We start from the raw sequence: 22,595 nt of genomic DNA on the forward strand, positions 1-22,595 counted from the left end.
AAAACACGCCCGGCGATACGCCGCTGGGCGTGTTTTTATTTCCAAATATAGGATATACAGTTCGGATGGTGTGATATACAGTCCAGGTGGCAGGAAATACTGTCCAAACTAGCTTAAATACTGTCCAAATCAACCAGAATACTGTCCGTAGGCATTTCCTGCGCCTCAAAGTAAATCGCAGCGAACATTTTTGCGATCACCAGCATGGCGGTTTCATTGAAATCGAAGTTTTCATGGTGATGGGGGTAAACTGCGGCATTATTTGCCATTTTCGCCCCAATAAAAAAGTAGGCGCCAGGCTTTGCCTGCGTAAAATAAGTGAAGTCCTCGACCGGCATGACCGGGTCGATTTCCACGACGTTTTCTTCACCCAACAAGCCGCGGCCTGCGCTGCGGACCCGCTCGGTTTCAGCCGGATGGTTCCACAGCGCATCATAGCCATTTTCAATGATCACTTCAGCCGTGGCGCCCATTGCGATGGCGACATTCTCCACAATCGTCCGCAGGCGCTGGCTGGCCAGCTCGCGAAGCTCAGGATCGAAGACGCGGATGGTGCCTTCCAGCACGGCTTTGCCCGGAATGACATTATCGGCATCACCCGCATGGAATTTTCCGATGGAGACGACCAACTCCTTCAGCGGGTCCGCATTTCGGCTGACGATGGATTGCAGCGCCACCATGATATGGCTCGCTGCCAGAATTGGATCGACGCCGTTATGCGGTTCGGCTCCGTGGCTTCCCGAGCCGTGGACGATAATTTTGACCGTATCCTCGGACGCCTGCAGAAAGCCATCGCGCAAATAAATACGGCCACTGTCCATTTTGCTTTGCAGATGAGCGCCGTAGACGGCATCCACACCGTCCAGGCAGCCATCTGCAATCATGGCACGTGCACCGCCCGGCGACAACTCTTCGCCGAATTGATGGATCAGCACAATCGTGCCCGGAAGCTCTTCCCGAATGGCCATCATCGCTTTAGCGAAGCCGAGTAAAGCAGCAGTGTGTCCATCGTGTCCGCAAGCATGCATGACGCCGGGAACAGTGGATTTATAAGGGACATCTTTTTGATCATCGATCGGCAAGGCATCAAAATCTGCACGAAATGCAATCGTTTTGCCAGGCTTGCCGCCACCGATCGTCCCGACGACTCCGCGCCCGCCAACTCCCCGGCGAACCTCAACGCCCAATTCTTCCAGACGGTCCGCAATAAAAGCCGGAGTCGCAATCTCATGATGCGACAGCTCGGGATGCATATGCAGGTGTCTTCTTGTTTCCACCATTTCCTCGTACAGTGAATCAATCTGCTCAGCTAATGTCATATATGTAAGCTCCTTTGGATATAAAATAAAATACCAATTATTCTTTAATTTCACTATAGTAGTAAGTATACAATAAGTTAAAATCATTGGAGGCACTCAAATGAAAATCACAAAAGCATCTTTGCATGCAGTCAGATTTCCTCTCAGCGAACCATTCATCATCTCTTATGCAACTTATCCAGATATGCCGGCATTGATTGTGGTACTGGAAACAGACACCGGCCTTGTCGGATACGGAGAAGCAGTTCCGGATGAACATGTGACGGGAGAGTATTTCACTGCAGCGTTTGAACTATTGAAAGAGCTGTTCCTCCCGGCGATCATCGGAATGAACCCGTTCGATATTGAAACTATCCATTCGAAACTAAACGCGTTGATGGCCCGCAATCCAGCGGCTAAAGCCGCTGTGGATATCGCCTGCTATGATTTGATGGGTAAAGCGTCCGGGCAGCCAGTCTATAACCTGATTGGCGGGCAGGCAACGGCTCATTTGGATTATCCGAAAGTGCTCAGCATCGAAGCACCTGAAATCATGGCGGAAAAAGCGAAGAAAGCCGTTGAAATGGGCTATGCTTCCCTAAAGCTGAAAGTAGGGAAAGGGCAGGCGCAGGAAGATGTCGACCGGATTTTGGCCGTTCGCGAAGCAGTCGGCAAAGACATGCCGATCCGAGTCGATGTCAATCAAGGATGGAAGTCTCCAGGCATTGCCGTGGCGGCAATCAAACAACTTGAAGGGGCCAACATTGCCTGGATCGAGCAGCCGATCCGCATGGGCGACATCCGGGGACTCGCTGAAATCCGTTCGAAGACCGCCGTGCCGATCATGGCCGACGAAAGCATCCAATCGATGGAAGACCTGTTGGAAATCATCCGGCTGCAGGCGGCGGATGTCATCAACATCAAATTGATGAAATGTGCGGGGATTTTCCATGCTGCGCAAATGGCAAAGACGGCTGAAGCAGCGGGTATGCTGTGCCAAATCGGTTCCATGGTGGAATCATCCATCGGTTCAGCCGCAGGCTACCACGTTGCGATGTCACGCATCAATATCGAAAGCACCGAATTGACGGGGCCGTTGCTGTTCAGTGAAGAAATCGGCGACTTGACCTATCAGCACCCGAATGTCTTATTATCCGGTAAGCCAGGTCTGGGTGTGGAAGTGGATCAGGCGCAATTGGAGAAATTGACGGTTAAATCATGCATCATCGAAAAATGACCGCAAAAAAACTCGCAATCTCAAAAGAGAGGCGAGTTTTTCTGTTTCATTCAGTTTACGCTTTTCTTAAATCGTATCGGCTTTCTGTATCAAACTCAGGAAACGTTTTGTCCGTTCTTCTGTCGGATGGTTGAAGATGTCTTCGGGTTTGCCGCGCTCGACGATGCGTCCTTCGTCCATGAACAGCACTTCGTCAGCGACGCCTTTGGCAAAGCGCATTTCGTGTGTCACCACGACCATCGTCATGCCTTCAGCAGCCAAGTCTTTCATAACCTGCAGCACTTCGCCGACCAATTCCGGATCGAGCGCAGACGTCGGTTCGTCGAACAGCATGACTTTCGGTTCGAGTGCCAGCGCGCGTGCGATGCCGACGCGCTGTTGTTGGCCGCCGCTCAGCTGGAACGGGTAGTCATTGATCTTTTCGCCGAGACCGACTTTCGTCAGCAGCTGTTCGGCTTTTTTGCGGGCTAATTTTTTGTCCAGCTTTTGGACAGTAACCGGACCTTCCATGACGTTTTCAAGAGCTGTCATGTGCGGGAACAGGTTGTAATGCTGAAAGACCATAGCCGATTGCTTGCGAAAAGCCATAATCTGCTTTTTCGACAAAGGTTTGGAGAAGTCGATGGTTTGTTCGTCGATTGTTACGGACCCGGAAGTCGGTGTCTCCAACGTATTTAGGCAGCGCAGGAATGTCGTTTTTCCGGACCCGGATGGCCCGATGACCACGATGGCCTGACCTTTTTGGACGTCTGCATCAATGCCTTTCAATACTTCAAGATCGCCGAATTTTTTATGCAAATTTTTGATTGAAATCATCTGGGACTCCTTACTGCAATAAGTGAACTGCTTTTATTATCTGGAAACGTACCGGTCAAAGCGGTGTTCGAGTCTTCCTTGAACCAGAGACAAGGCAAAGCAGATGACCCAGTAAAGCAATGCCGCCTGCCCGTAAAGCAGCAGGAACTCGTAATTGGTCGCAGCGATTTGCTGGGCGACCCTGAACATCTCGGTAACCAGAATAAGCGATGCCAGCGATGTATCTTTAATCAGACTGATGAATGTATTCGACAAGGGAGGCAACGAAACGCGTGATGCCTGCGGTAAAATGACGCGTCGCAGGGATTGTGTGTAAGACATGCCGATGGTATCGGCTGCCTCCCATTGGCCTTTGGGAATCGACAAGATGGCTGCCCGGATCACTTCGGAAGCATAAGCTCCGACGTTCAAGGAGAAACCGATCACTGCCGCTGGAAATGGATCAATCGTGATACCGAGTGTCGGCAATCCGTAAAACAGGATGAACAATTGGACCAGCAGCGGTGTACCCCGAATGATGGAAACATAGACGCGGGCAATGATCTGGAAAATTTTAACCGTAGAAATTCGCGCCAAAGCTGTCAAAATCGCCAGTACCAATCCGAAAATAAAGGATATGATCGATAGAGGCAAGGTGAATTGAAGAGTTGCCTCGATTAATGGAAGGAATGAGGATTGCGCAATGTCCACAAGCCGTTCCATTCTGACAGGATCGGAGAAAATACTATTCAAGTACATTTTCACCAAACCATTTTTCTGAAATTTCATCGTAGGTGCCGTCTTCGATCATATCGGCCAATGCCTGGTTGACTTCATCGACGATTGCGCCGCTGTCCTGTCTGAACAATAATCCACTTTGAGCAGCATCTTCAGACTCATCGACAACTTTCACTTGTGCATCCGGACGCTGTTTCAGGAAATCCAAAACGGTCAAATTATCATTGACAGTCGCATCAACACGGCCCGAATTCAATAATTCGATTGCTTGGTTAAATCCTTCGACGCCTTCAAGTTCTGCGCCGAATGAAGTTGCGGTTTCAGCATAATTGCTGGTCAGTGACTGCGCAGACAATTTGCCTTCCAAGTCTTCAAAGCTCTGGATATCCGTGTTGTCTTCTGCAACCACCAATACGGCAGTAGAGGTGATGTACGGGTCTGAAAACTCATAGCTTTCCTGACGTTCCGGATTGATCCCGACTTGGTTCGCGACCATATCAAAACGGCCGGCATCCAATCCTGCAAACATGGCATCCCATTGCGTTTCAAGGAATTCAGCTTCAACGCCAAGGCGATCTGCCACTTCACGAGCTATTTCCACATCAAATCCAGTCAAGTCACCCGAAGCATCATGGAAAGTGAAAGGAGGGTAGGTTCCTTCCGTTCCGATAACCAATGTTCCTTCTTCCTGGACCTTAGCCAATAGATCTTGCTCTGAGCTTTCGTCTCCTACTGCATCATCTGTCGTTGGATCTTCTTCGGGTGACCCTCCGCATGCAGCCAAAACCAGCATTGCCACCAACAATAAAAACGCCAAACTAAATTTCTTCATAAACTCTCCTCTATTCTTTTGTATTTTTTGGATTTCCTTACCCGAATGCCGCATCCGTATTTTAAACCTACTGTAAATATAGTTCATAAAGACATAATGACCAACCGGATTAGTAGGTTTAAAGTTTAAAAAAAGGAAAATTGATGCGAAATCTACAAGTAATCCTAAAGCTGATTTATTATAGCACGCCTACCCTGCAGTCTCAAATGAAGCGAACGCAAAAAGACAGATTTTCTGAAGTTCGATGATTCAGCGGTTATGCACTGATAGAGAACGTTTTGCTAGTTGGAGATCAATTGACGGTAATCTTTTTTTAGAAATCATTTGTGTTTTTAAAGAGAACACATTATAATAACTAAATATTAAAGGTTAAATTAACAAGGTTTATAAGCTATTTTTTGTGTTTTCACACAGGACAAATGTTTTGGAGAAAAGGAGTGTTGAAAATGGAACGAATTATGATTACAGGTGCTTTAGGACAGATTGGGTCGGAGCTTGTGGGGAAAATGCGCAGCATCTATGGCAATGACAATGTATTGGCGACGGATATCCGCCAAACTGCCGATCAATCCGGTCCTTTTGAAATTTTGGATGTGACAGACGCACAGAGAATGCACGATTTGGCAAAGGATTTTGGAGCGGATACAATGGTCCACATGGCGGCTTTGCTGTCAGCGACTGCTGAAGAAAAACCGCTGCTTGCCTGGAACCTGAACATGGGCGGCCTTGTAAATGCGCTCGAAGCATCTCGTGAGCTTGGCATGCAATTTTTTACACCCAGTTCCATTGGCGCATTCGGTCCATCAACACCTAAAAAGAACACACCGCAGGACACATTGCAGCGCCCGACCACCATGTATGGGGTCAACAAAGTAGCCGGCGAGTTGCTATGTGATTATTACTATACAAAATTCGGCGTTGATACTCGCGGCGTACGTTTCCCGGGGCTGGTTTCAAACGTTGCACAACCGGGCGGAGGCACGACCGATTACGCTGTCGACATCTATTACAAAGCAATTGAGCAAGGCAGTTACACCTCTTATATTGCAGAAGGCACTTACATGGATATGATGTATATGCCGGATGCACTGCAGGCCATCGTCGACTTGATGGAAGCAGATCCCGCCAAATTGATTCACCGCAATGCTTTCAACGTGACGGCGATGAGCTTTGAGCCGGAACAGATTGCAGCATCGATCCGCAAGCATATTCCGGACTTCAAGATGTCCTATGCTGTTGACCCGGCAAGACAGGAAATTGCAGACAGCTGGCCAGATAATATTGATGCATCGGCAGCGAAATCAGAATGGGGCTTTAAAGCTTCTTACGATCTGGACGCGATGACTTTCGATATGCTGGAAAAATTAAAAAAAAAGCTTCAACCCGTTTGAGTGAATCCCATTAAAAAAGCCGAAATGATAAAAACGCCATCCGCGGCATGCGGATGGCGTTTTTGGTTTGATTAAAATAACAAATGTGCGACACCGACAACAATCGGCAAAGCAATGATTGTACGAAGCAGGAAAATGACGATTAGGTCAAAGATGTTGACGGGTATTTTGGAACCCAACAACAATCCACCGACTTCGGACATGTAAATTAGTTGGGTTACAGACATAGTGGCGACAACAAAACGTGTCATTTCAGACTCGATGTCTGCGCCAAGAATAGCTGGCAGGAACATATCGGCAAAACCGACGACCATCAATTGTGCAGCTTCTGCTGCTTCCGGAACGCCGAGCAATCGTAAGTACGGTTCAAATGGCGTACCCAGAATCGTAAATATAGGAGTATATTCAGCCAAGATCAATGCGACCGTACCAAAAGCCATAACAACCGGCGCGACCCCAATCCACATATCCAACACGTTTTTGAAGCCGTCTCGGAAAAATTTACTGATAGAGCGATTATCATCGGCTTTCGTCAAGGCGTTTTCAATGCCGTGGGAAGCGACGTTATAGCCTTCTGGAACATCCTCAGTTTGAGACTCCTGTGGCGAACCGTCCATGAATGTAGTCGGTTTTTTCGAAAGTGGATAAATGCGCGGCATGATCAGCGCCAAGATGATACCCGCTAGAATGACAGTAGCGTAGTAAGGCAGGAAGTAGCTGCCAAGACCAATCTCCTGAATGACCACAATCGCAAATGTGATGGAAACGACCGAGAAGGTGGTTCCGATGATTGCTGCTTCACGTTGCGTGTATTTATTTGCTTCATATTGTTTGCTTGTCAGTAGAACCCCGATGGTGCCATCTCCGACCCATGAAGCCAAGGCGTCAATGGAAGAACGGCCAGGCAAACGGAAAAGCGGACGCATGATTTTCACCATCATGGTTCCGAAAAACTCAAGCAAGCCAAAGTTCATCAAGAGGGGAAGGAATAATCCGGCAAAGAGGAAAATGGTGAAAAGGAATGACAGTAAACCGTCTCCAGCCAGAAGAAGTCCGCCGGTATTTTCGTTCCAGATCGGTTCAGGACCGACTTGGAAAAGCACCATAATTGCAAATGCAGCTCCCAGGATCCGGACGATGGTCCAGAAGAGATTGACATTGAAAAGCTTATCGACAAATGAAACGGATTCTTTCTCGTTGACTTTCTTTGTGATGAAGAACAATGAACCTAAAGCGGCCACGATTAAAATGACCATCATTATCCACGGTACAATGGATTCAATAGATCCGGCCAACAAATTGGCAAGCACAGCAATTGTTACCATCCAGCCATCTTCGGTTGGAATCGGTATTAAAAACAGCAGGATTCCAAGTAAAGAAGGAATCAAGAACAATAACCAAGTTGAAGCAGAAAACTTTTTCACAACTAATTCCCCTTTTCTGAGTGTATGAATACACATGATACTAACTGATTATACAGCGTTTTTCCCCATGAAAACGCTTAACAGCCAATGTTTATATTATCTGAAAATGTCCATAAAAAATACCCCCCAACAGAGAAAAAGTTGAGGGGTATATTTTTAAAAGGATTTTTCAAAATCTTCGTGCCAACGATAATTGTAGAAACGTTCTTTCGTCAACCAGTTTTCTGTCTCTTTATCGCCCTGTTGAAGTTTATGTTCCATCTCCTCAAGCATCCAGGCCGTTTGAGAAATATGGGCTTTCATGGAATTCATTTTTTGGTCGCGGACTTCCTGGATATCGTAGATGACATCGGGTTGACCAAGCATTTCCACTGTATTGTTCGCAAACGCGACGCCATGCAATGTCGGACGATCCTTCATCCGGCGAACGGCACGCACAACGGCACGGGCAGTCGCTTCATGGTCCGGATGGACAGCGAAATCAGGGTAGAAGGTGATGATCTTCGAAGGGTTCAGCTCTTCGATCAGGTCCGTCATCAAGCCGACCATCTTCTCGTCATCTTCGAATTCAATGGTTTTATCGCGCAGCCCCATCATCCGAAGGTCGGTCAATCCCATTGCATCTGCAGAAGCCTGAAGCTCCTTTTTGCGGATGATCGGTAATGATTCTCTTGTGGCAAATGGCGGGTTGCCCAAGTTGCGGCCCATTTCGCCAAGTGTCAGACACGCGTATGTAACCGGGGTGCCTTGCTGGATATGTGTCGTGATCGTTCCGGACACGCCGAATGCTTCATCATCCGGGTGAGGGAAGACGACCAGGACATGTCGTTCTTGTGGAATTGTCATCGTAAGTTCCTCCCTTAATAACTGAACGGTGTTTCGCTGATTTGCAGCGCGACCGCCAATTTTCCAGAGCCGTCGTGTCCTGCAAGGAGCAGGCGGCCTTGTTCGTCCAATTCATAATGTGTAATGCCTTGCGCGTAGACCCAGCCATGCGGCAATTTCAGTCCGACACGATGGGGGCTGTCCCCAACCACTTTTCCGAGTTCGTAATTGATGACGACGTTTCGGATAAATGCACCAGCATTGAAAAAGCCTTCATTGAAATGGGTGGCATACGAGCCGTTCGTCGTTTCCAAATGAAGGTAGACATCTCTGCCTGCAAAAGCATCCAGTTCAACCTGTAGTTTTTTTACTTCGACTAGTTCCATGATGTTCCTCCTATTGAATCGGTATTCTTTCAGTATAGGGAAATGTGGGGAAGAATGCGATTAGGATGCTTTGTGTCGGTTCAGTCATTTTCATTTAAACAAAAAAGACCGCCCCGGAAAATCATTTTCATGATCTTCCGGGGCGGTCTGGACTGGAACATTTTATAATTCAGTTACTTCAACTTCAGGTTTTGTGAATTTCGATGCGGCACCGTGCATGACAGGGCCGACGTATTCATTCAGCTTCCAGCCGTGCTGGATCGCTGTTGCGACAAAAATTTTGGCGTTGAGGACAGCGTCTTTAACCGACTGGCCGTTTGCCAGGTTCGCCGTAATCGCTGCTGCGAATGTGCAGCCTGCGCCGTGGTTGTATGTGGTATCCGTTTTTTCGGATGTCAGCAAATAATGCGTTTTGCCATCGAACAGCAAATCTGCCGCCTTTTCGTGCTTCAATTGCTTGCCGCCTTTGATGACAACAAACTCAGCGCCGTGCGCGTGGATCTTTTCAGCAGCTGTCTGCATGTCCTCCACTGTTTGCAAGGTGCCTTCGCCTGATAATTGACCAGCTTCCACCAGATTCGGCGTAACGACTTTAGCGTTCGGCAGTAAATACTTGATCATGGCGTCAACGTTTTCAGGAAATAAAACTTCGTCTTCGCCTTTGCACGCCATTACCGGATCGATGACCACGTCTGTGATGCCAGAATCAGCAATCGCTTTTCCAGCCATTTCGATAATATCGACAGTCGGCAGCATGCCGGTCTTCAAGGCGTCAACGCCAGTAGAGAACGCTGTTGTCAACTGGGCATCGAGCGTATCCAACGCAATCGGATGGATGCCGTGGCTCCAGCCGTTTTCAGGATCCATGGTGACGATGACAGTCAATGCATTCATGCCATATGTTCCATGTTCCTGGAAAGTTTTAAGGTCTGCTTGTATGCCTGCTCCGCCGGAAGTGTCAGAACCGGCGATGGTTAAGGTTTTTTTGAGTGTCATGCGTAAATCTCCTTTAAGTGGATTATGTCATTGCTCTCATTTTAACAAAAATTCGAACATTTACAACGGATTGCGCTTATTCGGTACCAGCAGAAGAGCTGCAGTCGCGAGGCAGATAAGCAGAAATACAGTGGTGAAAATCCCCATTAATGCAAAGCCGCTTTTGAAAAGACCAATCGTAATGAGTAATGTTAGAATGGAAACAGCTACTATTATCAGGCCGAGACAGCCCAATCCGGCCCGTTTTGCGCCTTCTGGAGCAGTCGCTCCTTTAGTTTTTGAAACACTGGTTATTTTTTCGCGCCAATCGGCCATGCTGATCGCTCCTTTAGATAAGCGTACCATGAAGCAGAGATGAAGAGAATATAAGAAAGTAGGGGTTTTATTGGCGAAAGATCCGAAAATGACGGAAATCGAACGGTTATTGGCAGAAATGAAAGAGCAGGGAACGACGAAAGAATCAGGCTTTTGGAAAAGCACCAAATTGATGATGAGTGTCTGGCGCAATACGTTTCTGGTGCTGATAGCGGTTTTGCTGTTGCTGCTTGTGGCTCTTCCATTGGGCACTTTTTGGATGATCAAAGGCAGCACAGCGACTGAAAGCAAAGGTGCCTTTCTGGAACAGATCCAGGAATTGAACGAGCTGTCCACAGCAGAAGCTTTTTCGAAAGTCATCATTGAACGCGAAGATAATGCAGTATTCGGGCAGGAAATCGGCTTGGACCTGCCGGGAACGAAACGGCAACTGCTGGTCGTCATACCGGGATCGGTCCGCGCCGGCATTGATTTCTCCAAAGTATCCGAAGACGATATCATTCTTGACGAAGAAGCCCAGACCGCAACATTGACGTTGCCGCCGGCAGAGTTTCTGGGAGGACCGGAACTGTTCATGGACCAGGTGGAGGTTTATTCGTATGAAGGGCTGTTTCGCAGCGGAACGGACTTTTCTGAGGCCTACGAACTGGCGGAAGAGGCCAAGAACCTGATGTTGGTGGAGACGGAAGGCCAGGGCGTGCTGCAGACGGCAGAGGCTAATGCAGCGCGTTCGGTCCAGGAGATGTTCGGCTTGGTCGATTATGATGTCACAGTAGAGTTCGAGGAGTGATGGATATGGGCAAACAGATTTTCAACAACGATTGGCAGGACGTCGTGGGCGAAGAATTCGATAAACCGTATTATTTGGAGCTGCGCGAGTTTTTAAAAGAAGAATACGCCAATAAAACAATCTATCCTGCAAAAGAAAATATTTGGTCGGCTTTTGAACACACGGCGTATCAGGATATCAAAGTCGTGATTTTGGGGCAGGATCCGTATCATGGCCCAAACCAGGCGCATGGCCTAAGTTTTTCCGTACAGCCGGGAGTGCCGCATCCGCCGAGCCTGCGCAATATGTTCAAGGAATTGAAGGAGGATATCGGCTGCGACAAGCCGAAAGACGGCACGTTGACGAAATGGGCCGACCAGGGCGTCCTGATGATGAACACCGTCCTGACGGTCAGAGCCGGAGAAGCGAATTCGCATCGCAATAAAGGCTGGGAAACGTTTACGGATGAAGTCATCCGCAAATTGTCCGAGCGCGAAGAGCCGATTATTTTTGTGTTGTGGGGAAAACCTGCCCAAACGAAGAAGCGGCTCATCGACCTCGGAAAGCATGAGGTTCTCGAAGCGCCTCATCCAAGTCCGCTCAGTGCGAGCCGCGGTTTTTTCGGCAGCCGGCCGTATTCAAAAGTGAACAGTCTGTTACAAAGCCGCGGCCAAACGCCCATCGATTTCTGTTTGGACTGACCTGCAGCAGAGCGTCGTGGTAAACTGGAAGTAATCCAAAAAAGGAGAGGGGGCTGTAACATGGCCATCGATACCATGCGTATTTTAAATGAAATCGACAAGCACACGACGCGTGCGCGAGGCGGCCATCCGGCGAAGGTGCGTGAATCTGTCGCGGCCATCCGTGCATTATGCGACCTGCTGCTGGAGGACGATCAACCGGCTGTCGACAAGGAAACACCGCGCGCCGTGCCGCTTGCTTCCCCTCAGCCGCAGACGGTATCTGCCGTCAATAAGCTGAAAGAAGAAGACGCGAACGGCGATTCGCTGTTTGAATTTTAAAGGGAAAGAGGAAATGGAATATGAAGTTTTTCTTGATTGCCGGAGCGGTTAACGCTCTTCTGTCTGTCGCATTTGGCGCGTTTGGCGCACATCTGCTGGAAGGGCGTGTTGCAGATAAATATTTGGATACATGGCAAACGGCCGTACAATATCAGATGTTCCATGCAGTCGGCTTGATGGTCATCGCGATCCTCATGAGCTCGTCTCTGCTTGGGCCACTCGGATCATTGAACTGGGCTGGCTATTTGATGCTTGCTGGTATCGTCATTTTTTCAGGGAGTTTATATGTCCTGAGTTTAACGGGCATCAGCATTCTCGGTGCCATCACGCCAATCGGCGGCGTCGCTTTTATCGCCGCCTGGGTAATGGTCATCATTGCTGCAGTAAAAGCGTTGTAAGAATAGGGGAAGGGCAATCTGTTTTATGCGGATTGCCCTTTTTTTTAGGTCGCGGACAGTATTTGTGGTCGAATGGACTGTATATTGCTCAAGTCGGACTGTATATCCAATTAATTGGGAATTCGGCGTATGAAACTGCCGCTGATTTCGCGTCGAGGTGCGGTCTAGGACGTTTGAGGTGCGGAAATGGGTCGGCGAGGTGCGGTTACACCCGCTTGAGGTGAGGAAATCACTCCTCAAGGTGCGGTCGCAGCCATTCGAAGTGCGGTCGCATACAAATCAAACAAAAAAAGCCGCCCAAAAGGCGGCTTTCAGCATGCGTTCATTAAACTTCTAAAAATTTAACGGTTCTTTCGGCATCTAGTCTTGTACCGACATAGAATGAACCGAATTCTGCGTAACGCGCGCTGACTTCGTCAAAACGCATCTCGTAGATCAGTTTCTTGAATTGAAGAACGTCGTCTGCGAACAAAGTAACGCCCCACTCGTAGTCGTCAAAGCCGACAGATCCAGAGATGATCTGTTTTACTTTGCCGGCATAGCTGCGGCCGATTTTGCCGTGTGACAGCATCAATTCTTTGCGTGTATCCATTGGAAGCATGTACCAGTTGTCGTCACCATCGCGGCGTTTGTCCATCGGGTAGAAGCAGATGTACTGTGAACGCTGAAGTTCTGGGTACAGACGCGCACGGACATGTGCATTCTGGTAAGGATCTTCGTCGGATTTTCCAGCCAGGTAGTTGGAAAGCTCGACAACTGAAACGTATGAATAGGTAGGAACTGTATAAGCGATCAATGTCAGCTTATTGTATTCCGTTTCAAGTTCGTTCAATTCGTCCATTGTTTCACGCAGCATCATCAGCATCAAGTCAGCTTTTTGGCCAACAATTGAATACAAAGCATGTGCGCCGGTTTTATTTTCATCGGCTTGGTTGATTTTGTCCATAAATGCCTGGAATTCGTCGATCGCGAATTGGCGCTCTTCTTCCGTCAGCATTTTCCACGTTACCCAATCCATCGACCGGAAATCGTGCAGGACGTACCAGCCGTCTAATGTAATCGCTGCTTCATTCATTACTCAAACACTCCTTTTAATGTAAATCTCTCACCACTCAGTTTATCACAACCCCTCATCAACTTCCTTTAAAACTAATGGCTGTCACCAATTTGACATGACGCGCACGGGTTTTCAGCAACAGCCGAAAAGGGTAAACTGAAGACAAGCAATTGCAGAAAGAGGAGAAGGAAGCATGCCGTTATTTTTTGAAGAAACAGCCTGGCGTTTTTGGGACCAGTCCCTCAGCGCCAAAAACCGCTCTGCACTCGAGTCGTTCGCAGCGGATGACACTTTATGTGAATTGGTTGGATCGGGAAAAAGCGCCCCGACCGTCCGCACATGGGTGCACGACGATACTGTAGTATTGGGCATCCAGGATCACCGGCTGCCGCACATTGATGAAGGGATGGACGCTTTGAGAGCACGTGGGTTTTCCCCGATTATCCGCAATTCAGGCGGGCTCGCGGTTGTGCTGGACGCTGGTGTCCTGAACATTTCGCTCGTTCTGTCGGAAAAGGACAACGCCATCGACATTCCAGCAGGGTACGAATTGATGCTTGACTTGGTGCGTGAGCTGTTTCCGGAAGCCACAATCGATGCCTACGAAATCGTCGGCTCGTACTGTCCGGGGTCCTATGACCTGAGCATTGGCGGCCGGAAGTTCGCCGGCATCTCGCAGCGCCGGATTCGCCGCGGAATTGCCGTACAAGTTTACCTGTGCGTTGAAGGCAGCGGTTCAGAACGCGCAGAAGTCATCCGCGATTTTTACGAAGCGGGACTGCAGGGAGAAGAAACGAAATTCACTTACCCGGAAATAAAACCGGAGACGATGGCATCGCTCAGTGAGCTGCTGGAAAGAAACATTACCGTTCAGGAAGTGGTGCTGGACCTCCATGCTTTAATGGGAGAACCCGCACCGATGCCCCTGCAGCAGGATGAGACGGAACTGTACGGTTTTTATTTGAAACGCGTTGTCGAACGCAATAGCAAAATGCTGGAACGCCCTCTTGAATAGAAGAGAGGCGCTGGTGTAGAATAGCTGGTACATGAAAAATCTGGAGGTGCGCAAGTGAGCTACGCAACGCAAAAGTTAGCTGAGGAAAAAGTCTTCAAAGATCCGGTTCACCGATATATCCACGTGCGCGACCAAGTGATTTGGGATCTGATCAATTCGCGTGAAGTTCAGCGTTTGCGCAGGATCAAGCAATTGGGCACCTCGTATTTAGTATTCCACGGCGCGGAACACAGCCGTTTCAACCACTCGCTGGGCGTTTACGAAATTGTCCGCCGGATTTCGGATGATATTTTCCACGGCCGTCCAGAATGGGATGAAAGCGAACGCTTGGTGGTTTTGTGTGCGGCGCTTCTCCATGACTTGGGCCATGGCCCGTTTTCGCATTCATTTGAAAAAGTCTTTTCTGTCGACCATGAGGAATTCACGCGGGAAATCCTGCTTGGGGATACCGAGGTCAATGAAATCCTGTTGAAGGTGTCCGCTGAATTTCCAAAAAAAGTTGCGGAAGTCATTGCCAAAACGTATTCGAATAAACAAGTCGTTTCATTGATTTCCAGCCAGATCGATGCAGACCGCATGGATTATCTCCAGCGGGATGCGTATTATACAGGGGTTTCCTACGGACATTTTGATATGGAACGGATTCTCCGCGTCATGCGTCCGCTGGATGACCAGGTGGTCATCAAGTCGAGCGGCATGCACGCTGTCGAAGATTACATCATGAGCCGGTACCAGATGTACTGGCAAGTCTATTTCCATCCGGTTGCCCGCAGTGCAGAAGTGATTTTGCGCAAGATTCTGCAGCGCGCGAAGGAATTGAGTGAAAGCGGCTATAAATTCGAACAGCCGCCGACGCATTTTTTGGCATTTTTCGACCGGAGCTTTACGCTGAAAGAATATTTGGCGCTCGATGAAGGCGTGCTGATGACCTATTTCCAATTGTGGATGACCGAACGCGATCCGATTCTATCAGACCTGTGCGACCGCTTCGTCAACCGGCGCCTGTTCCAGTATGTCGATTTTGACCCGGGCAAGGACTATAAAAAGCTTGGCGAGTTGGCTCAGCTGTTCCATTCTGCCGGCATCGACCCGGAATATTATTTGATAGACGACTCGACATCCGACCTGCCCTACGATTTCTATCGTCCGGGAGAGGAAGAAGAGCGCCTGCCGATCCATTTGTTGATGCCGAATGGCGACATCAAGGAATTATCGCGCTTGTCCCAGATTGTAGATGCCATTTCAGGCAAGCGCAGAACCGATTATAAATTGTATTTTCCAGCTGAGCTATTGATCGACGGCAAGAAAACAGCCATCAAACAGCAGATTTTGGAAATGCTTCGAGAAGGAGGGCTCTAGTTGCTCCAGGAACATGCAAAAATTGTGGACTTTATTGCCGCAGCGGAAGGTGTTACCGGCCGCAAGAAACTACAGAAAATGATCTACATAATGAAAAAGATGGACCTGCCGTTTCAGGAAAAATACGAATTTCATATTTATGGGCCGTACTCGGAAGAATTGACTGCCCGTGTACACGAATTATGCGATATGGGTTTTTTGACGGAAGCGTTGGAGGACAAAGGCTCGTACGTTCAATATAAATACACCGTTACAGCAGAAGGCATGGAATTCCGCAAAGTGTTGGGCAAATCCGTTTTGGATAATCCATCGACTGCAGGGAAACTGAATGCCAAAAGCGGGCGATTCCTGGAATTGACCGCGACTCTCCTGTATTTCGACAATTTGAATCGTCAGGAACAAATCGACAAGCTGCATGTCGTCAAAGGGAAATTGAACTTTACGGCAGAGGAAATCGATGAAGCATTCGCTTTTATTGAAGGATTGCGCTCTTAAGAGAATTGGAAATGAAAAAAGCTCCCGTTATGGGAGCTTTTGAGTAATAGAGGTTGATTTTCTTTTGGTGTCCAGCTGCAATGGCCAACTCTTCGGGTCATAAGTCAACCCGGCTGTGTGCCAAAGAGCGCCACTTCGCCGGTCTGCCTTATGCCTTTCAGAGCTGAACGGCCATTTCCGCTCCTCTTACTGATCGCTGAACAGTTTGCCTTTTGTGCCGTAATCGGTTTTTTTCATGTCCTCGATAAAGACGGTGACATTTTCGATCGGTGCGCCTGTTGTTTCAGAAACAGCTTCAGATACCTTCTCGACTAGTGCGCGTTTTTGGTCTTCTGTGCGGCCTTCGAGCATTTTTACAGTTACGTATGGCATAATGGATACAGCTCCTTTTCTTGAGAATACTATCATCATAGCAGAACGGAGGATTCAGACAATGGCGAATGAAGAAAAACCAAAACAAAAAGTAGGCTTCACCATCATAAAGAACGATCCAACGGACGGCCATAAAGGCTACGGCATCGGTTCCTTGTCACTGGAAAACGTATCACCACTATTCATCGATGTGGAAGAACAGGAAGCTTTTATTGATATCGGTGCCATGCATGCCCGCAGTGAAGTGGAGCGCGGCATCAAGTTCACCACCAACCCGGAAGATTCTGCCGGCGGCAAAGATTATTGGCTCGTGTGGATCACCATCGATTACAATCCGGAAGGTCCTTATTACGCGGGAGTTGCAGCATGCGAAATGGTGGTCAACCGTGAGAAACGGCGTGGTTATAAAATTCTGGCTGATCATGTCAATCGCATGGACAAGTCGATGAAGCGCAAAATCCTTGTTGAACAAATGGATGAACCATCGAAAAAAGTGCTTGCTGAATACTTGGAGAGCCATAACCCCGAAATGTGGCAGCGTAGCTCAGAACAGCTTCATCAGGACCTTGGCCGAAAGTAAAGAACACAGCTTGGCCAATAAAAGATGAGAATGTCAAAGCAGAATATCTATTAAAAATGCAGTTTTTTGAACAGAATGTGACATTTCTATTTGCTTCCAATGGATGGTTGAAGTTGTCTATAAAAGGCAGTACACTAGAAATACAGCTTTTCAATAGAAAGCTAGGACACCTGGTAGCGAGCAAGTGCCATGAGCCATTGAGATTAAAACCCAAGCCCAATGCCTCATGTCTCTTTCTCTGCACCATCAGGCTTTAAAAAGGTTTTCTGTGAAGGGAAAAACATTCCCTGTACAGGAAACCTTTTTAGTTGGAGTGTAACGCCACTTTCAACGGGTAAAGAGGAGTATAAAAAAATATTGCACTTTCACCGAAAACACTTATACTTTTTTAAGGTGGATTTGATTTAGATTGAAAAGGAGTTTGATTATAGATGGCAGGATTTTGGTATACAGAAAAACAGACAGAGAATTTCGGGATTACAATGAAAATCAACAAGACGCTTCATACGGAGCAAACGGAATTTCAATACCTTGAAATGGCGGAAACAGCAGAATGGGGCAATATGCTGTTCTTGGATGGCATGGTCATGACCTCTGAAAAGGACGAATTCGTCTACCATGAAATGGTGGCACACGTGCCATTGTTCACGCATCCGAACCCGGAAAATGTATTGGTTGTCGGTGGCGGTGATGGCGGTGTCATCCGCGAGATCCTGAAGCATCCGTCTGTCAAGAAAGCGACGCTCGTGGACATTGACGGAAAAGTGATCGAGTACTCGAAAAAATTCCTGCCAAGCATTGCATCAGGTTTGGAAGATTCACGCGTGGAAGTGATTGTCGGCGACGGTTTCATGCACATCGCGGAATCTGAAAACGAATTCGATGTCATCATGGTGGATTCAACCGAACCGGTCGGACCGGCAGTGAACCTGTTCTCGAAAGGCTTCTATGCAGGCATTTCGAAAGCCTTGAAAGAAGACGGCATCTTTGTGGCGCAATCCGACAACCCTTGGTTCAAAGCGGATCTGATCAAGCAGGTACAGAGCGATGTGAAGGAAATCTTCCCGATCACCAAGCTGTATTTGGCGAACATCCCGACTTACCCAAGCGGTCTGTGGGCATTCACAATCGGTTCGAAGAAATACAACCCGCTGGAAGTTCCGGCTGAGCGTTTCCATGAAATCGATACAAAATACTATACGCCTGAGCTGCATAACGCCGCTTTCGTGTTGCCTAAATTCGTGAAAGATCTGACAGGAGAGTAAACGATGAGATTTGACGAAACCTATTCAGGAAAAATATTCATCAAAAGCCATCCGAATTACGAAGAGTCAAAAGCCGTCCTTTACGGCATGCCGATGGACTGGACAGTCAGCTACCGTCCGGGATCCCGTTTCGGCCCCAACAAAATCCGGGAAGTGTCAATCGGACTGGAAGAATACAGCCCGTATCTCGACCGTGAACTCGGGGACGTGAAGTTTTTCGATGCAGGCGATATTCCCTTGCCGTTCGGCAATCCGGAAAAAAGTCTGATTGAAATCGAAACTTACGTGCACACGCTTTTAGCTGATGATAAAATCCCAATGGGCATGGGCGGCGAACATTTAGTGTCATTGCCGGTCATGAAAGCGGTCGCCAGCAAATACGACGACTTGGCGATCATCCATTTTGATGCACACACCGACCTTCGTGAAAACTACGAAGGCGAAGAATATTCACATTCGACGCCGATCCGTAAAATCGCGGACCATATCGGACCGAAGAACGTCTATTCATTCGGCATCCGTTCGGGCATGAAAGAAGAATTCGAATGGGCCAAAGAGCAAGGCATGCACATTTCGAAATTTGAAGTGCTGGAGCCGTTGAAAGAAGTATTGCCGACCCTCGAAGGGCGCAACGTCTACGTGACGATCGATATGGACGTGTTGGATCCGGCACACGCACCGGGAACAGGCACTGTCGACGCAGGCGGCATCACGTCGCGCGAATTGCTGGCTTCCATACATGCCATCGCAGCGTCAGGCGTCAACGTCGTCGGCTTCGACTTAGTAGAACTTGCACCTGTCTACGACCATTCCGACCAAACCGCAAACACAGCAAGCAAGCTGATGCGTGAGATGATTTTGGGTTGGGTAAAGTAGAGAAAAGCGGAAACGGCCGTTCAGCTCCGACAGGCATAAGATGATCTGACGAAGCGGCGTCCTTTGCCGCATAGTCAGAGTGGCTTATGACCCGAGGAGTTGGCCGTTGGAGTCTGGACAACAAAGAAAAGCGAAGGCAGCCGTCTAGCCGTGACAAGCGCAAGCGAACATCTGGATTTGAATGACAAAAAACCAAGCCGGTCTGGAATTTCCCAGATCGGCTTTTTCAATTTCATGTTAAAGTACAGAAACCGTAAATCAGAAGGAATGCTGAGAGAACCACAAAACCGGTCGAAGCCCTCCAAAATAGAATCTTTGATTTAAAACCGTTAAGATAATAGAGACTAATTATCTGGAAGAGGTGCTGACAATGGAACTGTATAAATGGACGGGCCATCGCGATCAGGCGGTGACGTTGATGGCGAACTTGGCAAATGCACGGCTGATTTACTTGGTGAACGGCGACGAAGCGGTTCTGCTTTATGAAACAGAAGGCGGCCCAGGATTGCAGGGGGCAGAAGCTTATGGAGTATTGAATGCCGTGGGAGATATCAACGACGGTTACTACGCCGTATTCAATAATATTCCGGTGACGGAGGAAGGCCGTGAGCTGTTTGAATCACGCTTCCAAAATCGGGCAGGGATGGTTGAAAAGGAACCCGGCTTTGCAGCAATTCGCGTATTGCGTCCGCTGAATTCGGATACCTATGCGATTCTGACGATTTGGAAAGACGAGCAATCATTCAAAGACTGGCAGGAATCACAGGCATACGGCCATGCACATGCAAAACGTGGCACGGCGGAAGGCATCGACAAACGCCCGAATATTTTCCCGCGCCCTTCTTTTGTGACGACTTATACGAGATGAACAGATGCGCACTGCAATGAACAGGATCAAAGACCACGTAGCTTTGGCTGAGGCCAAAATATGTGGTCTTTTGTCTAATCTGCAGTTCCTGCCAATCCTTCATTGAAAAAAACAGTCGAGTCGAGCTATAATATAAAGGTTATCAAAGGACGGGGAGGCGGAGAGCCATGCAAAAGACAGTGACGATCAAACTGACGACGACGATCCGCCAGCCGGATATGGACGAGCAAGTGATGACGTTGGAATCCCAAGGAACCTTGACGGAGAAAAACGAGCTGCGCTATCTGCAATATGCGGAGCAGCAGGACGAACTTGAAATCCGGACGACGGTCAAAATTCAAGACGATGAAGCGGTGATCATGAGAAGCGGCGGCCTGCAGATGCGGCTACCTTTTTTATTACATAAAGAACAAACCGGCAATCTGACCAATGAACAGGGGTCATTCATGCTGACGACAAAAGCACACGAGCTGTCGGTCAGCGATACGCGGTTCATGGTCCGCTACGACCTTACGCTTGGTGCGGATCATGTCGGCGAATACGAAATGGAAATACAGTTTATGGAGGCTAAATGATGAATGCAGTAGAAAAAGTTCAACATGCGATTAAAACAGCGTTTAAAGAAGCGATCGAAAAAGCGGAATTGACGACCGAGCCGGTTGAAGTCCAACTTGAATCACCGAAAGACAAAGCGAACGGCGATTACGCCACGAACATTGCCATGCAATTGACGCGCTTGGCGAAAAAGCCGCCCCGCGCCATTGCCGAAGCGATTGTCGAAAACCTCGATAAAGATGCAGCAAATATCCAGACAGTTGAAATTGCCGGACCAGGCTTCATCAACATCACCATCAAAAAGGATTATTTGCAGGATGTCATCAAAACCGTGCTGGAGCAGAAAGCCGATTATGGCCGTTCAACAGCAGGTGGCGGTGAACGCATCCAGGTGGAATTCGTATCAGCCAATCCCACAGGCGATCTGCACTTGGGCCATGCCCGGGGATCTTCAGTCGGCGATTCGCTGTGCAATGTATTGGACTTGGCAGGATACGAAGTATCACGCGAATATTACATTAACGATGCCGGCAATCAAATCAATAATTTGGCTTTGTCGATCGAAGCCCGTTATTTTGAAGCACTCGGCAAGGGAGAAAGCATGCCGGAAGACGGGTACCGCGGACAGGACATCAAAGACATCGCGGACGCGCTAGTCCAGGAACATGGCGATAAATTCGTCAGCATGACCCACGAAGAGCGCTTTGAAGCATTCCGCCAGCACGGATTGAAAGTGGAATTGGCGAAATTGCAGCAGGATCTGGCGGACTTCCGTGTGGAATTCGACGTTTGGTATTCTGAATCGTCCCTTTACAAAAATGGCAAAATTGATGATGCGCTGGCTAAACTCCGTGCCAATGGACATGTCTACGAAGAAGATGGGGCGACTTGGTTCCGTTCAACGACCTTTGGAGATGACAAGGACCGCGTGTTGATCAAGAATGACGGCACGTACACATATTTGATGCCCGACGTCGCTTACCATGAAGACAAATTGCAGCGCGGATTCGACAAGCTCATCAATGTCTGGGGAGCTGATCACCACGGCTATATCCCGCGCATGAAGGCGGCGATCCAGGCACTTGGTTATGATCGCGACACGCTAGAAGTCAGCATCATCCAGATGGTGCAATTGTACAAAGACGGCGAAAAGATGAAGATGAGCAAACGTACCGGTAAAGCGGTGACGATGCGCGAACTGGTTGAACTCGTCGGCTTGGATGCGGTGCGTTATTTCTTCGCGATGCGTTCAGGCGATACGCATATGGACTTTGATTTGGATTTGGCCGTTTCACAGTCCAATGAAAATCCGGTCTATTACTCGCAATATGCCCATGCCCGCATCTCTTCAATTCTGCGCCAGGCAGAGGAGCAAGGTCTGTTGGCTTCAGAAGGACAGTTGAACTTATTGACTTCTGAAAAAGAAATCGATGTCCTGAAGAAAATTGGGGATTTCCCGCAAGTGATCGCCGATGCAGCGAAGCAGCGCGCGCCTCATAGAGTTACGACCTATATCCATGAATTGGCATCCAATTTCCACAGCTTCTACAATGCCAATAAAGTATTGGACGCGTCGAATCCGGAATTGACTGGCGCCCGTCTCGCATTGATCACAGCCGTGAAAACGACTTTAGCCAATGCATTGAAAACAGTCGGCGTTGCAGCTCCGGAAAAAATGTAAGAAACACACCCGCGTTTAGGTGTATAATAATAGAGAAGTAACAGAA

Annotated in this window: 26 protein-coding genes; 15 read left to right on the forward strand and 11 right to left on the reverse strand. The window is 48.4% G+C overall.

Going from position 1 to position 22,595, the window contains the following annotated elements:
• Positions 1-113: 113 nt before the first annotated feature.
• On the reverse strand, positions 114-1,319 hold the full coding sequence (locus K8U60_RS12890) for a M20 metallopeptidase family protein (RefSeq protein ID WP_223640071.1): 1,206 nt from the start codon (positions 1,317-1,319) through the stop codon (positions 114-116).
• Positions 1,320-1,419: 100 nt separating this feature from the next.
• Here K8U60_RS12890 and K8U60_RS12895 point away from each other — a divergent pair, with 100 nt between their 5' ends.
• Positions 1,420-2,535 (forward strand): mandelate racemase/muconate lactonizing enzyme family protein, encoded by a 1,116-nt coding sequence (locus K8U60_RS12895; RefSeq protein ID WP_223640074.1) that lies wholly within the window; start codon positions 1,420-1,422, stop codon positions 2,533-2,535.
• A 66-nt stretch (positions 2,536-2,601) separates the two neighbouring features.
• Here the strand turns inward: K8U60_RS12895 and K8U60_RS12900 are convergent, their stop codons facing one another.
• Genes K8U60_RS12900 through K8U60_RS12910 form a run of 3 tightly spaced genes read right to left on the reverse strand, consistent with a single transcriptional unit; the run spans position 2,602 to position 4,900 of the window.
• Complete coding sequence (locus tag K8U60_RS12900) at positions 2,602-3,351, reverse strand: amino acid ABC transporter ATP-binding protein (RefSeq protein ID WP_223640077.1); 750 nt, start codon at positions 3,349-3,351, stop codon at positions 2,602-2,604.
• 36 nt (positions 3,352-3,387) lie between these two features.
• Complete coding sequence (locus K8U60_RS12905) at positions 3,388-4,089, reverse strand: amino acid ABC transporter permease (RefSeq protein ID WP_203339677.1); 702 nt, start codon at positions 4,087-4,089, stop codon at positions 3,388-3,390.
• Entirely contained in the window at positions 4,076-4,900 is an 825-nt protein-coding gene (locus K8U60_RS12910) for an amino acid ABC transporter substrate-binding protein (protein ID WP_223640080.1), read from the reverse strand. The genes K8U60_RS12905 and K8U60_RS12910 overlap by 14 nt, the downstream gene beginning before the upstream one ends.
• 446 nt (positions 4,901-5,346) lie before the next feature.
• Between K8U60_RS12910 and K8U60_RS12915 the strand changes: the two genes are divergently transcribed.
• Complete coding sequence (locus K8U60_RS12915) at positions 5,347-6,291, forward strand: L-threonine 3-dehydrogenase (protein WP_223640082.1); 945 nt, start codon at positions 5,347-5,349, stop codon at positions 6,289-6,291.
• Between the two features lie 71 nt (positions 6,292-6,362).
• On the opposite strand, the gene K8U60_RS12920 is transcribed toward K8U60_RS12915, so the two are convergent.
• The 5 genes from K8U60_RS12920 to K8U60_RS12940 all read right to left on the reverse strand — a co-directional run bounded on the left by K8U60_RS12920 (position 6,363) and on the right by K8U60_RS12940 (position 10,237).
• Positions 6,363-7,715, reverse strand: a complete 1,353-nt coding sequence (locus tag K8U60_RS12920) for a YjiH family protein (RefSeq protein ID WP_223640098.1) — start codon at positions 7,713-7,715, stop codon at positions 6,363-6,365.
• Positions 7,716-7,871: 156 nt separating this feature from the next.
• A complete protein-coding gene (bshB2, locus tag K8U60_RS12925; protein WP_223640101.1) occupies positions 7,872-8,561 on the reverse strand; it encodes a bacillithiol biosynthesis deacetylase BshB2 in 690 nt (229 codons plus the stop codon).
• 14 nt (positions 8,562-8,575) lie between these two features.
• Positions 8,576-8,926 (reverse strand): YojF family protein, encoded by a 351-nt coding sequence (locus tag K8U60_RS12930; protein ID WP_223640104.1) that lies wholly within the window; start codon positions 8,924-8,926, stop codon positions 8,576-8,578.
• A gap of 162 nt (positions 8,927-9,088) precedes the next feature.
• Positions 9,089-9,922 (reverse strand): pyridoxine/pyridoxal/pyridoxamine kinase, encoded by an 834-nt coding sequence (gene pdxK, locus K8U60_RS12935; protein ID WP_223640120.1) that lies wholly within the window; start codon positions 9,920-9,922, stop codon positions 9,089-9,091.
• A 60-nt stretch (positions 9,923-9,982) separates the two neighbouring features.
• Positions 9,983-10,237: a hypothetical protein gene (locus K8U60_RS12940; protein ID WP_223640123.1), complete on the reverse strand. Its 255-nt coding sequence runs from the start codon at positions 10,235-10,237 to the stop codon at positions 9,983-9,985.
• Between the two features lie 70 nt (positions 10,238-10,307).
• Between K8U60_RS12940 and K8U60_RS12945 the strand changes: the two genes are divergently transcribed.
• Genes K8U60_RS12945 through K8U60_RS12960 form a run of 4 tightly spaced genes read left to right on the forward strand, consistent with a single transcriptional unit; the run spans position 10,308 to position 12,426 of the window.
• Positions 10,308-11,027, forward strand: a complete 720-nt coding sequence (locus K8U60_RS12945) for a DUF4230 domain-containing protein (RefSeq protein WP_223640125.1) — start codon at positions 10,308-10,310, stop codon at positions 11,025-11,027.
• A gap of 5 nt (positions 11,028-11,032) precedes the next feature.
• Complete coding sequence (locus K8U60_RS12950) at positions 11,033-11,707, forward strand: uracil-DNA glycosylase (protein WP_223640128.1); 675 nt, start codon at positions 11,033-11,035, stop codon at positions 11,705-11,707.
• Positions 11,708-11,767: 60 nt separating this feature from the next.
• Positions 11,768-12,028 (forward strand): YwdI family protein, encoded by a 261-nt coding sequence (locus K8U60_RS12955; RefSeq protein WP_223640131.1) that lies wholly within the window; start codon positions 11,768-11,770, stop codon positions 12,026-12,028.
• A gap of 20 nt (positions 12,029-12,048) precedes the next feature.
• Positions 12,049-12,426, forward strand: coding sequence for a DUF423 domain-containing protein (locus K8U60_RS12960; RefSeq protein WP_223640135.1), 378 nt, complete (start codon positions 12,049-12,051; stop codon positions 12,424-12,426).
• 325 nt (positions 12,427-12,751) lie between these two features.
• On the opposite strand, the gene hemQ is transcribed toward K8U60_RS12960, so the two are convergent.
• Entirely contained in the window at positions 12,752-13,501 is a 750-nt protein-coding gene (hemQ, locus tag K8U60_RS12965; protein ID WP_223640138.1) for a hydrogen peroxide-dependent heme synthase, read from the reverse strand.
• Positions 13,502-13,676: 175 nt separating this feature from the next.
• Here hemQ and K8U60_RS12970 point away from each other — a divergent pair, with 175 nt between their 5' ends.
• From K8U60_RS12970 to K8U60_RS12980, 3 genes are read left to right on the forward strand one after another with little or no spacing between them, the layout of a single operon-like run.
• Positions 13,677-14,498, forward strand: coding sequence for a lipoate--protein ligase family protein (locus K8U60_RS12970; RefSeq protein WP_223640141.1), 822 nt, complete (start codon positions 13,677-13,679; stop codon positions 14,496-14,498).
• 54 nt (positions 14,499-14,552) lie between these two features.
• Positions 14,553-15,857, forward strand: a complete 1,305-nt coding sequence (locus K8U60_RS12975; protein WP_223640144.1) for an HD domain-containing protein — start codon at positions 14,553-14,555, stop codon at positions 15,855-15,857.
• Positions 15,858-16,352: a YwgA family protein gene (locus tag K8U60_RS12980; protein ID WP_223640147.1), complete on the forward strand. Its 495-nt coding sequence runs from the start codon at positions 15,858-15,860 to the stop codon at positions 16,350-16,352.
• Positions 16,353-16,538: 186 nt separating this feature from the next.
• Here the strand turns inward: K8U60_RS12980 and K8U60_RS12985 are convergent, their stop codons facing one another.
• Positions 16,539-16,724, reverse strand: a complete 186-nt coding sequence (locus tag K8U60_RS12985) for a 2-hydroxymuconate tautomerase (RefSeq protein ID WP_038704761.1) — start codon at positions 16,722-16,724, stop codon at positions 16,539-16,541.
• A gap of 61 nt (positions 16,725-16,785) precedes the next feature.
• Here K8U60_RS12985 and K8U60_RS12990 point away from each other — a divergent pair, with 61 nt between their 5' ends.
• The 6 genes from K8U60_RS12990 (at position 16,786) to argS (ending at position 22,549) form a co-directional block, all read left to right on the forward strand.
• Positions 16,786-17,304, forward strand: coding sequence for a YwhD family protein (locus K8U60_RS12990; RefSeq protein ID WP_223640150.1), 519 nt, complete (start codon positions 16,786-16,788; stop codon positions 17,302-17,304).
• A 431-nt stretch (positions 17,305-17,735) separates the two neighbouring features.
• Entirely contained in the window at positions 17,736-18,569 is an 834-nt protein-coding gene (speE, locus tag K8U60_RS12995) for a spermidine synthase (RefSeq protein ID WP_223640153.1), read from the forward strand.
• A gap of 3 nt (positions 18,570-18,572) precedes the next feature.
• Positions 18,573-19,445 carry an agmatinase gene (gene speB, locus K8U60_RS13000; protein ID WP_223640156.1) on the forward strand — a complete coding sequence of 291 codons (873 nt, stop codon included), beginning with the start codon at positions 18,573-18,575 and terminating at the stop codon, positions 19,443-19,445.
• A gap of 370 nt (positions 19,446-19,815) precedes the next feature.
• Positions 19,816-20,313: an antibiotic biosynthesis monooxygenase family protein gene (locus K8U60_RS13005; RefSeq protein WP_223640159.1), complete on the forward strand. Its 498-nt coding sequence runs from the start codon at positions 19,816-19,818 to the stop codon at positions 20,311-20,313.
• A gap of 167 nt (positions 20,314-20,480) precedes the next feature.
• Positions 20,481-20,888: a YwiB family protein gene (locus K8U60_RS13010; RefSeq protein WP_223640162.1), complete on the forward strand. Its 408-nt coding sequence runs from the start codon at positions 20,481-20,483 to the stop codon at positions 20,886-20,888.
• On the forward strand, positions 20,888-22,549 hold the full coding sequence (gene argS, locus K8U60_RS13015) for an arginine--tRNA ligase (protein ID WP_223640361.1): 1,662 nt from the start codon (positions 20,888-20,890) through the stop codon (positions 22,547-22,549). The genes K8U60_RS13010 and argS overlap by 1 nt, the downstream gene beginning before the upstream one ends.
• Positions 22,550-22,595: the final 46 nt, after the last annotated feature.

It is taken from the genome of Planococcus circulans (genome assembly GCF_020023385.1).
In the GTDB taxonomy this organism is placed as follows: Bacteria; Bacillota; Bacilli; order Bacillales_A; family Planococcaceae; genus Planococcus.